Source organism: Streptomyces rubiginosohelvolus (assembly GCF_014649875.1).
GTDB classification, from domain to species: domain Bacteria; phylum Actinomycetota; class Actinomycetes; order Streptomycetales; family Streptomycetaceae; genus Streptomyces; species Streptomyces rubiginosohelvolus.
This window is the reverse complement of the sequence record NZ_BMTW01000005.1, coordinates 232,663-245,996: the sequence shown is the minus strand read 5'-3', so window position 1 is coordinate 245,996 and position 13,334 is coordinate 232,663. Positions and strand designations below refer to the sequence as shown.

The window sequence follows — 13,334 nt, the reverse complement described above, 5'->3', positions numbered from 1 at the left end:
GGTCCCAGCCGGAAGGGCCCTGCGCCCTGCGGGCAGCAGTCGGCCGGGCGTGCTCCGCTGCGCGCCGTTTCGCCGAAGGGCCTTCCGTACGCCCGGGCATCCGCATCCCCCCGCGTGCGCGGACCGTGACCGCGGGCGACTACCCGTGAAGAGGTACGTCCGTTGTCGTTCGCCGAGAATGGGCCTGGGCATCACTGTGGTGGGCCGGGGCAGCGGGACGACGGAGAGCGAGGGTGGCGACGTGATCGCGACGTGTGGTTCTGCCCGGCGGTCCCTCGCCCGCGCCTTCGCCGCCCCCGACGCCGGGCCGGTGCTGCTGTTCGTCGAAGGCGCCGCCGGCCTCGGCAAGACGCATCTGCTGCGCGAGCTGGCCGAGCTGCCCGGGACACCGGATGTGGCCCGCCTGTGGTGGCGGTGCGGGGCCGACGGCGGGCGGCCGGAGCCGGCGGAGGGCGAGGTCTGGCGGGAGCCGGCCCTGCTGCTGGTGGACGACGTCCACCGGGCGGACGAGGACGAGCTGCGACAGCTGCGCCGGGTGCTGGCGGGGATGGAGCCCGGATCGGCGGCCGCCGTGACCTACCGCCCCGAGGAACTCCCCGTCCCCGGCATGCCGTTGGGCGGCTCCGCCATGACGTACCCCTTCCGGCTGACGGTGCTCGGGGACCGGCTGGCGCCCTGGGACGAGGACCGCGTCCGCCGGGCCGCCGCCGAGGTGCTGGGCGAGAGCTGTACGGCCGAGGCCGTGAGCGCGCTGCGCGAGCGCACCGGCGGGGTTCCCCGGGCGGTCGTCGATCTGCTGGCCATGCTGCGGGAACAGCGGCCCGCCTTCACCGGCACCGCCGCCGAGGTGGCCGCGGCCGGGGTGCCGGCCCGCCTGGCGGAGCTGGTGCTCAGCCGCACGTACGCGGTGTCCCCGGCGCACCGGCCGCTGGTCTGGGCGGCCGCCGTCCTGGACGGGCCCGCCGCCCGGGACGAGCTGATCGCGGTGTCGGGGCTCGGGGCCGTACCGGGGAGCGACGCGCTGCTGCGGGCCCTGGAGAGCGCGGCGCTGGCGGAGCTGGGCGAGGGGCGTTACGGCTTCGCCGTGCCGCTGGCCGCCGACGCCGTACGGGACACCGTGCCCGGTCCCGTACGGCAGGACCTGCACCGGCGGGCGGCCGGGGTGCTCAGCCGCAGGCAGCCCGTGCCGTGGGCCGCCGTGGGCGCACACCACCGGGCGGCCGGCGAGCACCGCGGCTGGCTCAGGGCGGTGGAGAAGGCGGCCGAGTCGGCGGCGGCGTCCGGCCGGCACCAGGAGGCGATCACCCTGCTGGAGCGGACGCTCGCCACCCCGGGCATCCCTCCGCAGGCCCGGGCCCGGCTGGCGCCGCTGCTGGCCCGTAACGCGGTGACCGGGCTGCGCTCGGACCAGACCGTGGAGGTGCTGGAGCAGATCGTGCGGGACGCGGATCTTCCGCCGGCCGTACGCGGGGAGCTGCGGCTCGACCTGGGGCTGATGCTCTCCAACCAGATGGGCCGGTTCGCCGAGGGCTGGCGGGTCCTGGAGGTCGCCGCCGCCGAACTGCGCGAGGTGCGATCCGTGCTGGCCGCCCGCGCCATGGCGGCCCTGGTCACCCCCTACTGGCCGGGCGCCTCCCTCGACGTCCACCGGGGGTGGCTGATCAAGGCGGCGGCCGCCGCGGACGACAGCGGGGACGACGCCATGCGGACGGCGGTGCTGGCCAACCACGTGGGGCTGGCCATGAGTTGGGCCGACCCCGAGGCCTGGGACCTGGTGGAGCGGCTGCCCGTACAGAGCACGGACCCCGCCTGCGCCCGGCAGGCGGCGCGCGGTCTGTGCAACGCCGCCGACTCCGCCGTCTGGCTCGGCTTCTACCGGCGCGTGGACGGTCTGCTCACCGAGGGCCGCGAGCTGGCCACCCGCAGCGGCGCGCCGTACACGGAGCACAGCGCGTCGGGGACGCGGCTGCTCCAGGAGTGGTGGACCGGCCAGTGGCTGGGCCTGGCCAAGCGGTGCGAGGACTTCGTCGCCGACACGGCGGACATGCCGTTCCTCTCCTCCGACGCCTACGTCGTACGCGGCCTGCTCGCCGTCGCCCAGGGGGACTGGGGAGAGGCCCGGGCCTGGCTGTCCCAGCGCGGAACGTTCGGTACGGAGAACCTGCCGGTGCCCCTGGGCGCGACGGCGGCCGGCGCCGTGATCCGTCTGACGCTGGCCCGCCAGGAGGTGGCCGACGCGGCGGAACAGGCACGGGCGGCATGGACGGTGGTGGCCGACAAGGGGGTGTGGCCCTGGGCCGCGGAACTCGCGCCGTGGGCCGTGGAGGCCCTGGCGCGGGCGGGCGACACAGCCACGGCGCACTCGATGGTCCGGGACTTCGCCCAGGGCCTCGGCGATGCGGACGCGCCCGCCGCCAGGGCCGCGCTGACCTGGAGCCGGGCCGTACTCGCGGAGAGCGAGGCCCTGGCCGAGGGGCGGCCGGACGGCCTGCCGGCAGCCGCGGAGACGTACCGGAAGGCGGCGGCGGCCTACGCGGAGCTTCCGCGCCCCTACAGCCAGGCACTGACCACGGAGTGCGCGGCGCGGTGCGAACTCGCGGCGGACACGGAGGGCGTGGCGGAGGGCGGGGCCGGAGAGTCAGCGGCGGCCGGCGCGGGTGAGGGCCGGACCGGGCCGGCGGCCCCGGCAGGTCCGGAAAGCTCCCCGAACCCCGCCACCACCGCCTCCGCCATCGCCGAACTGGAGTCCTGCGCCCAGCACTTCACCGACCTCGGCGCCGTCTGGGACGCGACGCGGGCCCGGGCCCTGCTGCGTACCCGGCAGCCGGCCAAGAAGGGCCGCCCGCCCGGACGTCCGTCGCACTCCGACCAGTTGTCCCCCCGGGAGGCGGAGGTCGCGCAGCTCGCGTCCTCCGGCCTCACCAACCGGGAGATCGCCGCGACCCTGCATCTCTCCCCGCGGACCGTGGAGCAGCACATCGCCGGTGCCATGCGGAAGACCGGCGCGCTCTCCCGCCGCGACCTCACCCACCGGCTCTGAGGTCACCGGCTCCGAGGTCACGGGCTCCGGGCTCACCGGCTCCGAGGGGCGTCCACCGGCAGAAAGGACCTGGCGGCCCAGAAGGTCCGGTCGTGTTCCCAGACGGCCACGGTCGCGGCCGCCCAGTCGAACACCCAGCCGGAACGTACGCCGCGCGCTCCCCAGCCGTCCGGGCGCCGGCGCGGGATGGCGAAGCCGGCTTTCTGTGCGGCGACCGCCGCGTCGCACGCCTCGCGCGCGATGCGCAGGGCATCCGACTCGGTCTCCGCGCACCCGGTGAAGACGTGCAGGCCGCACCGGTCGGGCTGCACGGTGTTCCGGGTGGGGACATTGACCTGGAAGTAGAACTCGGCCATGACGCCATCTCCTCGGTGTCGCGGTATCTCCAACGTACGAGGTGCGTCCGGCCCTCAATATCCGGAATGACCCGATCACCTATACGTATCTCGTACGCGCCCCGTACGTATCCCGGCATCCGAAGGGCAATCCCGGCCGCGCTCGCCCCGCATCCGGCCGACCGGAGCCCGGCGACGGCGGGCGAGCGGCGTGCCCGACGCCGTGGCCCCGCCGCGACGCACACCGCAGCGGGCCGGTCCGTGCGCACAACGCCGTATCCGTGATTCACGCCCACGGATAAAAAACGCGCACGCTCTGTCACTAGGTTCCCCCACCGACGCAACATCGCCATGCCCATGACCAAGGGAAGCATGAGCACCTCCATGACATTCATCCGCCCCGGAATCCTGGCAGGATCCTTCGCACTTCTGTTCGCCAGTGGCTGCCAGTTATCCCCCACCGATTCCGCGGACGAAAAGCCCATCACCATCGGGACGTCCAGTGTTCTGGCGGGACTGGACCCCGCCGGGGTGTACGACGCCGGCTCCTGGGCGGTCTTCACCAACATTTACCAGAACCTGCTCACCTTCGAACCGGGGTCGCCCACCCCGAAGCCCGACGCGGCCGAGTCCTGTGAATTCACCTCCCCCGCACTCACCACGTACCGGTGCGAACTCCGTGACGGCCTCACGTTCTCCAACGGGAATCCCCTCACGGCGACGGCGGTGAAGCATTCGTTCGAACGCATTCTGCGTATCCGCGATCCGCTGGGGCCCGGCCCGTTGTTCGCGAACCTCCTTTCCGTGGACGCCCGGGGTTCCCTCGTGACGTTCCGTCTCGCGACCGCGGATGCCACCTGGCCGTCGAAGATCGCCACCGGAGCCGGGTCCCTCGTCGACCCGGCGGAGTTCCCGGCGGACCGGCTGCGGGAGGAGAAGAGCGCCTCGGGTTCGGGGCCCTATGTCATCGCGTCCTACACGGCCGAGAAGTCCATCACCCTGAAGCCGAACGCCGCGTACAAGGGCGCCGTGACCAGACGCGGGGTCGCGGTCGAGGTCCATTACTTCGAGACATCGCAGAACGTCGAAGAGGCCTGGAACGCCCGGACGGTCGACATCGCCTACGCGGGACTTCCGGCCGCCACCCTCGCCGGGATCGACCCCAGCGACGAGGACGTACGCCTCTCCGCCGGAGACAGCGCCGAAGCCCACTACCTCGTGCTGAACATGCGCTCCCAGCGGGAGCCGTTGGGGCGCGCCGAGACCCGCAGAGCCCTGGCCTCGCTCATCGACCGCGGGCACCTGGCGGGCGAGGTGTTCGAGCACACCGTGACGCCGCTGTACTCACTCGTCCCGCAGGGCGTCGTCGGACACAGCACGGCGTTCTTCGACCGCTACCCGGAGGCGGACGCCACGTACGCGGCCGAACGCCTGCGGTCCGCCGGCGTCAGCACTCCGGTACGCATCAAGCTCGGCCACCAGAACGGGATCGCCGCCGTCGAGGCGCGTGCGCTGAAGGAGCAGTGGGAGAAGGACGGCCTGTTCCGGGTGGAGCTGGTCGAGGAGCGTGACTTCACGACGTACCAGAAGCGCAGCCTGAAGGGTGAGTTCGACGTCCACCTCTACCAGTGGATACCGGACTTCCCCGACGCGGACACGTTCGTCCAGCCTTTGGTGGGGACCGGCAACGTCCTCGGCAACGGCTACACATCGGCCGAGGTCGACCACGCCATCAGGGACACCCAGCGGTTCACCGATCGCAGCAAGGCCATTCAGCGGTTCCGGGCGGTCCAGGACACGATCGCGAAGGACGCTCCCCTGATTCCCGTCTGGCACAAACAGCGCCATGTCGTGACGCGTTCCACCGTCCTGGGCGGGCATCTGCTCGCCGAGGACGCGATCTGGCGGTTGTGGGAACTCCGCCGGCTCTGAGGCGCCTTGAGCCTCGGAAGCTCCCTTCGCATTATCTGCGTATCCGTGAATGCGCCGCTCCGGGTATCCCGGCGAACGCCGGGCCTCAATAGTTCGGCTCGCGGCGAGTTCTGAACTCGCCGTCGGCCGGGGCCCGGCGCTTCACCCCCCATACGGGTCTCCGGCTGTCATCCGGAAGGAATCAGCGTGCGCAACACACGGAAGTACAGCCTTGCCGCCGCGGGCGTCCTGCTCTCGGCCGCCACGGTTCTGGGCACCCAGAGCATGGCGCAGGCACAGGACGCGGCGACCACGCCCCGCTACCAGCCCGAGATGGTCCGGGCGTTGGCCGCTTCGCTCGGTGTGAGCGAGAAGGCCGCGGCCGACCGGCTGGACCGGCAGGACGCCCAGCAGGGCAAGCTCGCCGAGCTGCGGAAGCGCGGCATATCCGGCGACGGGGCGTTCTTCGACGCCTCGGGCCGGCTGACCGTCAACGCCGGCGACCAGGCCGAGGCGGCCCGGATCGAGCAGGCCGGCCTCGATGCCCGCGTGCCCGCCAGAGGCCAGGCCGCACTCGACAGGATCAAGGCCGAGCTGGACCGCCTCGCCGCCGGGAAGACCCCCTCCGGTGTGGTCGCCTGGTCCGTGGACCTGCCCGCCGACCAGGTGACCGTGAAGGTCAACAACGAGCGGGGAGCCGCCGCCAAGGCGTTCCTCGCCCAGGCCGCCGAGCACGGCTCCGCCGTCCGGATCGTGCGCGGCCAGGAGAAACTGGAGGCCAAGGCCGCGATCTACCCCGGCAGCAAGATGACGTTCAACAACACCACCCAGTGGTGCTCCGTCGGCTACGGCGCCCGGGACAGCTCCGGCAGGCAGTACCTGGTGACCGCCGGGCACTGCGTCACGAACACCCTGCGCTACGACGGGGCGGCCTTCGCCCAGGGCTACAAGAGCCGGTACGCGCTCGGCACCCGCAGCGTCGACATGGGCATCCTGACCATCAACTCCGGTCACTCGATCACCACCAGCGTCGGCACCTGGGGCAACAGCAGCCCGGTCGCCGTCCGCGGCGGCACCCGCGCCTCGTCCGGCGCCGCGGTCTGCAAGTCCGGCGCCACCACCGGCTGGACCTGCGGCACGATCGGCTCGTACAACAACACCGTCACCTACGTCGACCTCAACGGCGGCCCCGACACGGTCGTCAGCGGCCTGGCCACCTCCAGCGTCTGCGTCGAGGGCGGCGACAGCGGCGGTGCGTACATCTCCGGAAACCAGGCGCAGGGCATGACCTCCGGCGGCCCGACCAACCAGCAGTGCACCGGCGGGGTCAACTCGCGCGGCTCCTCCTACTTCCAGCCGCTCGACGACGCCCTCCGCTACTACGGGCTAACGCTCAACACCAACTAGGCACCGACAGAGGCGCCGAAGGGGAGACACCCCTGACAGAACAGGCCGGGGGCCGCTCGCACGACCTGCGAGCGGCCCCCGGTCGCGCCACCGCCCCACACTCTGGGACAAATCGCCCGATATGTTGCTAGCTTTCCCTGGTTGGCCGATGACCGCATCGACGAGGGAAACCATGAGCCACCCCGAGGCCCCGCCCCGACCGGCCGCCAAACTGACGCTCCCGACCCTGACCGCGATGGTGGTCGGCTCGATGGTCGGGGCCGGAGTCTTCTCGCTGCCGAGCCGGTTCGCGCAGGAGACCGGGGTCGCGGGGGCCCTGATCGCCTGGGCGGTCGCGGGGACGGGCATGCTGATGCTCGCCTTCGTCTTCCAGGCGCTCGCCGTGCGGCGGCCGGACCTGGACGCCGGGGTCTACGCGTACGCGAAGGCCGGGTTCGGGGAGTATCTCGGCTTCTTCTCCGCCTTCGGCTACTGGGCCAGCGCCTGCGTCGGCAACGTCACCTACTGGGTGCTCATCATGTCGACGGTCGGCGCGGTGGCACCGGTGCTGGGCGACGGCGACACGGTGACGGCGGTGGTGGTCTCCTCGGTGGGGCTGTGGGGGTTCTTCCTGCTGATCCGGCGAGGTGTGAAGGAGGCGGCGGCGATCAACCGGATCGTCACCGTCGCGAAGATCGTGCCGATCCTCTTCTTCGTCGTGCTGGCGCTCTTCTACTTCGAACCGTCCGTCTTCGCCGACAACTTCAGCGGGACCGACGAGGCCGGCACCCTCTTCGACCAGGTCCGCGGGACGATGCTCGCCACCGTGTTCGTCTTCCTCGGCGTCGAGGGCGCCAGCGTCTACTCGCGGCACGCGAAACGCCGTGAGGACGTGGGCCGGGCCACCGTCCTGGGCTTCCTGAGCGTGTTCGCCGTCTTCGCCTCCGTCACGATCGTCAGTTACGGGCTGCTGCCGATGGCCGAGATCGCCGAGCTGCGGCAGCCGTCGATGGCCGAGGTACTGGAGTCGGCGGTCGGGACGTGGGGGAAGGTCTTCATCAGCGTCGGCCTCATCGTCTCCGTGCTCGGGGCTTATCTCGCCTGGACCCTGATGGCCGCCGAGGTCCTCTTCGTCGCCGCCAAGGACAAGGACATGCCGCGCTTCCTGGGGCAGTCGACCGCGGCGGACGTGCCTGAGAACGCGCTGCTCCTGACCACGTGCCTGAGCCAGATCGTGCTCGTCGTGACGCTCTTCTCCGACGACGCGTTCACCTTCGCCCTCGATCTGACCAGCGCACTGAGCCTGATCCCGTTCCTGCTCGCCGCCGCCTTCGCGCTGAAGGTCGCGGCCCGGCCGGAACGCTGGGGCGCGGTGGGGCGCTCCACCCGGCGCGAGCTGGTCACCGCCGTCGTGGCGACGCTCTACACCGCGTTCCTGCTGTACGCGGCCGGGCCGAAGTTCGTCCTCGTCTCCTTCATCCTCTACGCCCCGGCGACCTTCCTCTTCGTCAAGTCCCGCAGGGAACAGCGACGCAGGCTCTTCTCCCCCGGTGAGGCGGTCATCTGCGCGGTGTCGGTCATCGGCGCCGCGATCGGGATCGCGGCCCTGTCCGCCGGCTGGATCGAACTCTGAGCGCCCGCACCCGTCGCCCCTCCTCCCTACCGAGTGAAAGGCCCACCGTGACACCTACCGCCCCCGCCTCCGCCCTCGGCGTCCACTCCGAAGTGGGGCGGCTGCGCAAGGTCCTGGTCTGCGCCCCCGGCATGGCCCACCGCCGGCTGACCCCGACCAACTCCGACGATCTCCTCTTCGACGACGTGATGTGGGTGGAGAACGCCCAGCGCGACCACGCCGACTTCGTCGCCCAGCTCACCGAACGGGGGGTGGAGGTCGTCGAACTGCACGCGCTGCTGGCCGCCACCATGGAGATCCCCGCGGCCAGGTCCTGGCTGCTCGACCGGAAGATCGACGCGAACGAGGTGGGTCTCGGACTGGTCGACGACACCCGCGCCTTCCTCGACTCCCTGACCCCGCGACGGCTGTCCGACCATCTCATCGGCGGCCTGGCCATCGCCGACCTCCCGGAGGAGTTCCGTTCGGCTTACGTGGGTCTGGCCCGGGAGGGCACGGGGGCGCGGGAGTACCTGATGCCGCCGCTGCCCAACACCCTCTACACCCGGGACACCACCTGCTGGCTCTACAGCGGGGTGACGCTCAACCCGCTCTACTGGCCCGCCCGGCACGACGAGACCCTGCTGATGAAGGCGGTCTACACCTTCCACCCCGACTTCCGGGGCTCCACGATCTGGTGGGGCGACCCCGAGAAGGACTGGGGCCGGGCCACCTTCGAGGGCGGGGACATCATGCCGGTCGGCAACGGCGTCGTCCTCATGGGCATGAGCGAACGGACCTCCCGCCAGGCGATCACCCAGGTCGCGGCCGCGCTCTTCGCACAGGGGGCGGCCGAGCACGTCATCGTCGCCGGGATGCCGAAGCTGCGCTCGGCGATGCACCTGGACACGGTGTTCACCTTCGCGGACCGCGACATCGTCACGCTGTACCCGCGCATCATGGACGGAGTCCACACGTTCTCGCTACGCCCCTCGGACCGGGCGCCCGGAATCGAGATCACCGACGAGGGTTCGACGCCGTTCACCGAGGTGGTGGCCCGCGCCCTGGGCCTGCCCCAGCTGCGGGTGATCGAGACGGGCGGCGACGTCTACGCCTCGGAGCGCCAGCAGTGGGACAGCGGCAACAACGCGGTGGCGCTGGAGCCCGGGGTGGTCTTCACCTACGACCGCAACACCCAGACCAACGCCCTGCTGCGGCGGGCCGGGGTGGAGGTCATCACGATCGTCGGCGCGGAGCTGGGGCGGGGCCGGGGCGGCGGGCACTGCATGACCTGCCCGCTGATCCGTGACGCGGTGGCGTTCTGACGGTGTACGGGCACGGGTACGGATCCGCGGAGGGCGCGGGCCCCGGATCCGTACCGTACGAGCTACCGCCCGGCGCGGGCCCCGCACCCGTACCCGTACGAGCTACCGCCCGGCGCGCGCCCGTTCCTTCGCCAGCCAGGGGCCGAACTCGCTCTCCAGCACCAGTCGCCCCAGCTTGCGGTACTCCTGGAGCACCGCCGTGACGAGCTGGTCCATGGTCAGCGGGGCCCCCGACTCGGCCGCGAGGTAGGCGGCGGTCACCGCGCAGGCCCGGATCGAGCCGCCGGCCAGCTCGAAGCGGTCCGCGCAGAACTCCAGGTCGAGCGTGGCGTCGCGCGGGACCGCCGGGCCCAGGCAGCGGTCCCACAGGGCGAGGCGCTGGCGGGCGTCGGGCATCGGGAACTCCGCGATGACGTCGAGGCGGCGGGTGAACGCCTCGTCGAGGTTGGCCCGGAGGTTGGTGGTGAGCACGGCGATGCCGTCGAAGGACTCCATGCGCTGGAGCAGATAGGCCGACTCCATGTTGGCGTGCTTGTCGCGGGAGTCGTTCACCTGGGAGCGCTTGCCGAAGATCGCGTCGGCCTCGTCGAACAGCAGGATGCCGTTGACGTCGGACGCCTCGACGAAGATGCGCTCCAGGTTCTTCTCGGTCTCCCCGATGTACTTGTCCACCACCGTGGAGAGGTCCACGACGTACAGCTCCATGCCCAGGTCGGCGGCGACCACCTCGGCGGACATGGTCTTCCCGGTGCCGGACTCTCCGGCGAACAGGGCGATGACGCCTCTCCCCCGGCCGCCGCCCGGCCGCATCCGCCACTGTCCGAGGACCGTCTCGCGGTGGCGGGCGCGCAGGGCGAGTTCGGCGAGCTGGGTGCGGGTGGCCGGGGGCAGCACCAGGTCGTCCCAGCCGACGCCGGGCTCGATGCGGCGGGCGAGCCGCTCCAGGCCCGCGCCGTTCTGGGCGCGGACCGCCGCCCGCAGGTCCTCCGGGGTGACGGGCCGGGGCCCGAGGACGGCCAGCCGGGAGGCGACGGTCGCGGCCCGGCGCAGCTGTCCGGAGTCGAGCCGGTAGGCGGCGGCCGCCTCGATCAGCGCGTCGTCGGCGGCGGCGTACGCGGCGGACAGACCGACCGAACGACCCGCGTCGGCGAGTGCCCGCCGCCACTGCCGCGCCATGCCGTCGGGGCCGGGCGGCGGGACCGTGACGGGCACCGGGCTCTCCGGGGTCCACAGCGGGTCCCAGTTCTTCTTCCCGTACGCGATGAGGGGTGTCGAGCCGAGCGCCGCGCACAGGGACCCCAGCAGCCGGGCCCCCTCGGGGCGTTCGGGGGCGAGCGTTTCGAGCGGGCCGAGGACCACCCCGGCCCGGCCGAGGCGGGCTTCCGTCGCCAACGCCCTTACGAGCGGCGCTGGTTCGGGGGCCGTGGCGAGCGCGGCGATGTCGACGACGAGCGGGCGCCGGCCGGCGGTGCGCAGGGCCTGGACCGCGAGTCCGTGGGGGTCGCCGCCCCGGTCGAGCAGGTGGACCAGGCCGCTGCCGGTGCCGAGGGCGGCCGCGACCCGGGGGACCTCGGGCCGTTCGTCCGGCTCCGGGGCGCGGGTGTCCTCGCGGACGATGCCGCGCAGCCGGCCGTCGGTCTCGTCGTCGCCGAGGAGATACGCGGTGACCCGGTCGGGTACGCACAACAAGCGCGAGAGCAACGGCCGTTCGGTGTCGGCGATCTCCAGCAGGCCGCCCGCGACGAGCGGGGCGGCAGGCGAGAACCGGAAGCGCCCGGAGCCGGCGGCGGGGAGCCCGCAGAGTTCCAGGGCCAGGCCGACGGTGGGGCGGCGGCGGGTGAGGTCGTCGTTGAGGTAGCCGTACAGCCGCTCGAACCGGGGGTCGATGTCCGGGGCGAGGGCGACCAGCAGGAGGTCGACGTCCGGCGGGGCGAGGCCGAAGCGTCCGGCCAACTCACCGATTCGGCCGCCGCCTTCCGCGCCGGACGGTTCCCCGGCCGGTTCCCCGTCCCCGTACGCCGGTACGGGCGTGAACGCGTCGCGGGTCTCCAGGACGCGGTCCGCGGCCTCGGGGGTGAGGTACTGCCCCCGGTAGGGGTCGTCGGGGTCCGGGTCGACGGCCCGGCGGGCGGCGACGGCTTCCCGGACGCGCTGCTCGACCTGGCCGAGCCGCTCCCAGAGCGCCTCCACGTCGGTCAATTCACGTGCCTGCTGGGCCTGTTGTACTGCCGGGGTCATCGTGCGGCGTTCCCCCGCCTGCGTCGGCCGGGCGGCAGTCGCCGTTCCCGGGGTGCGGCGAAGCCCTGTCCGCCGGGGTCGGTCGCCCCGTCGTAGCGCAGGCGGCGGCCCGGGTCGCCGGGTTCGCCGTCCACGTGCGGCGCGGCCTTCATGACGAGGCCCTCGGTGACCGGCGGTCCGGCGGCGGTGCGTTCACCGGCCAGCGGGGCGAGGACCCGGAGGTCGATGGCGGCCTTCAGTTCGCCGCCGAGCGCGGACCAGACGTCGGAGGCGGACGGGCCGCCGGCTCCGGGGCCCGCCGCCTCCAGCTCGACGGTCAGGCCGAGTTCGGCGAGGCTGCCGGTGTGCAGCCGGGCGGGCAGCGTGTCCGTGCGGACGAGGGTGCGCAACACCTCGGAGAGCAGCCGGTGTTCGTCCTGCGGCCGGTTGGTCCAGGCGGTGACCAGATAGGTCAGCTCGAACCAGCGCGGCGGGGTCCGCCACCCGGTGATCACGCCCTCCTCGTCGTGCGTCTCCGCCGTGCCGGTACGCCGACGGCCCGCGTCCTCGCGGATGCCGTGCAGGAAGACGCTGATGGTCGGGGCGTTGCGGCGGGCGGACCAGTCCTTCGTCGGGGCGTCGAAGACCAGGTCGACGCCGCTGTCCTCCAGTCCGGCCTCGGCAAGCAACAGCCGTAGCCCTTCGTCGACTTCGTGGATCATCGGCGGATCACCGTGTCGGGCGGCGTGATGGTGCCGAGCACGACGAGGAAGTCCGTCTTCACCGGGCTGAACCCGGGGCCCTTCGCGATGATGTCGCGCGGCCCGGTCTCGTCCTTGGCCAGGATGAGGAGCTGGGCGATGAACGTGCCGTCGCCCAGCGGCCGGGTCGGGGCGGCCGCGGCGGTGATGCCGGGCTTCCAGCTGAGGGTGACGGGTGCGCCGGGCGGGAAGTCCTTGCCGCGTACGGAGGTGACGAACCCGGGCTTGCCGACCTCGGGCACCGCGATGATCCGGGGCTGCAGGATGCGCAGCGGGATCCGGGAGACGTTGTCGCGGAGGTTCGCGTCGGTGCCGGTGGTGGTGAGCGACGCGGTGATGGTCGTACGGAGCGCCTTGTCGGGCGAGAGGACGACGCTGATGACCGTGGACGCGCGGGGCGCGAGGTCGGGGAGCGTGCACGCGCCACGGGCGCAGCCCGCAGGGAGGGCGCCGGCGGGGATGCCCCGGGGCAGTCCGAGGTCCAGCCGGAGGCCGGTGGCCAGGGCGTTCCTGCCGTTGCGCACGGTGTACGTGACGACCACCTTGCCGCCGACGTAGCCGGGGCTGGGCTGGGCCCGCACGGTGACGGCGGGTCCGGCCTCGGGCGCGGGCGGCGGGGGTGCGGGGGCCGGCGGCGGGGGCGGTGTGGTCGTCGGCGGCGGGGTGGGCGCCGGGGTCGTCGGGGTGGGGGTCGGGGACGGCGGGTCCGTGGTCGGCGGAGGCGTCGTCGGGGGCGGGGTGGGCGGC

Annotated in this window: 8 protein-coding genes and 1 pseudogene; 5 read left to right on the top strand and 4 right to left on the bottom strand. The window is 72.8% G+C overall.

Annotated elements, in window-relative coordinates; genetic code table 11:
- The first annotated feature begins 241 nt into the window (after positions 1–241).
- Positions 242–3,040, top strand: a complete 2,799-nt coding sequence (locus IE134_RS15305) for a helix-turn-helix transcriptional regulator (protein WP_126930714.1) — start codon at positions 242–244, stop codon at positions 3,038–3,040.
- Positions 3,041–3,072: 32 nt separating this feature from the next.
- Here the strand turns inward: IE134_RS15305 and IE134_RS15300 are convergent, their stop codons facing one another.
- A complete protein-coding gene (locus IE134_RS15300; protein ID WP_189430770.1) occupies positions 3,073–3,396 on the bottom strand; it encodes a hypothetical protein in 324 nt (107 codons plus the stop codon).
- Positions 3,397–3,726: 330 nt separating this feature from the next.
- Here IE134_RS15300 and IE134_RS15295 point away from each other — a divergent pair, with 330 nt between their 5' ends.
- The 4 genes from IE134_RS15295 (at position 3,727) to IE134_RS15280 (ending at position 9,609) form a co-directional block, all read left to right on the top strand.
- Positions 3,727–5,307 carry an ABC transporter substrate-binding protein gene (locus tag IE134_RS15295; RefSeq protein ID WP_189430768.1) on the top strand — a complete coding sequence of 527 codons (1,581 nt, stop codon included), beginning with the start codon at positions 3,727–3,729 and terminating at the stop codon, positions 5,305–5,307.
- A 186-nt stretch (positions 5,308–5,493) separates the two neighbouring features.
- Positions 5,494–6,693, top strand: a complete 1,200-nt coding sequence (locus tag IE134_RS15290; RefSeq protein ID WP_030714981.1) for a S1 family peptidase — start codon at positions 5,494–5,496, stop codon at positions 6,691–6,693.
- 172 nt (positions 6,694–6,865) lie between these two features.
- On the top strand, positions 6,866–8,305 hold the full coding sequence (locus IE134_RS15285) for a basic amino acid/polyamine antiporter (protein WP_189430766.1): 1,440 nt from the start codon (positions 6,866–6,868) through the stop codon (positions 8,303–8,305).
- Between the two features lie 47 nt (positions 8,306–8,352).
- Positions 8,353–9,609 carry an arginine deiminase gene (locus tag IE134_RS15280; RefSeq protein ID WP_098018562.1) on the top strand — a complete coding sequence of 419 codons (1,257 nt, stop codon included), beginning with the start codon at positions 8,353–8,355 and terminating at the stop codon, positions 9,607–9,609.
- A 102-nt stretch (positions 9,610–9,711) separates the two neighbouring features.
- On the opposite strand, the gene IE134_RS15275 is transcribed toward IE134_RS15280, so the two are convergent.
- The 3 genes and pseudogenes from IE134_RS15275 to IE134_RS34150 form a co-directional block, all read right to left on the bottom strand.
- On the bottom strand, positions 9,712–11,847 hold the full coding sequence (locus IE134_RS15275; protein WP_189430764.1) for an ATP-binding protein: 2,136 nt from the start codon (positions 11,845–11,847) through the stop codon (positions 9,712–9,714).
- Positions 11,844–12,548 carry a Pvc16 family protein gene (locus IE134_RS15270; protein ID WP_030714990.1) on the bottom strand — a complete coding sequence of 235 codons (705 nt, stop codon included), beginning with the start codon at positions 12,546–12,548 and terminating at the stop codon, positions 11,844–11,846. The genes IE134_RS15275 and IE134_RS15270 overlap by 4 nt, the downstream gene beginning before the upstream one ends.
- A pseudogene (locus IE134_RS34150) lies at positions 12,545–13,334 on the bottom strand (hypothetical protein); the annotation flags it as partial. The pseudogene IE134_RS34150 and the gene IE134_RS15270, both read right to left, overlap by 4 nt.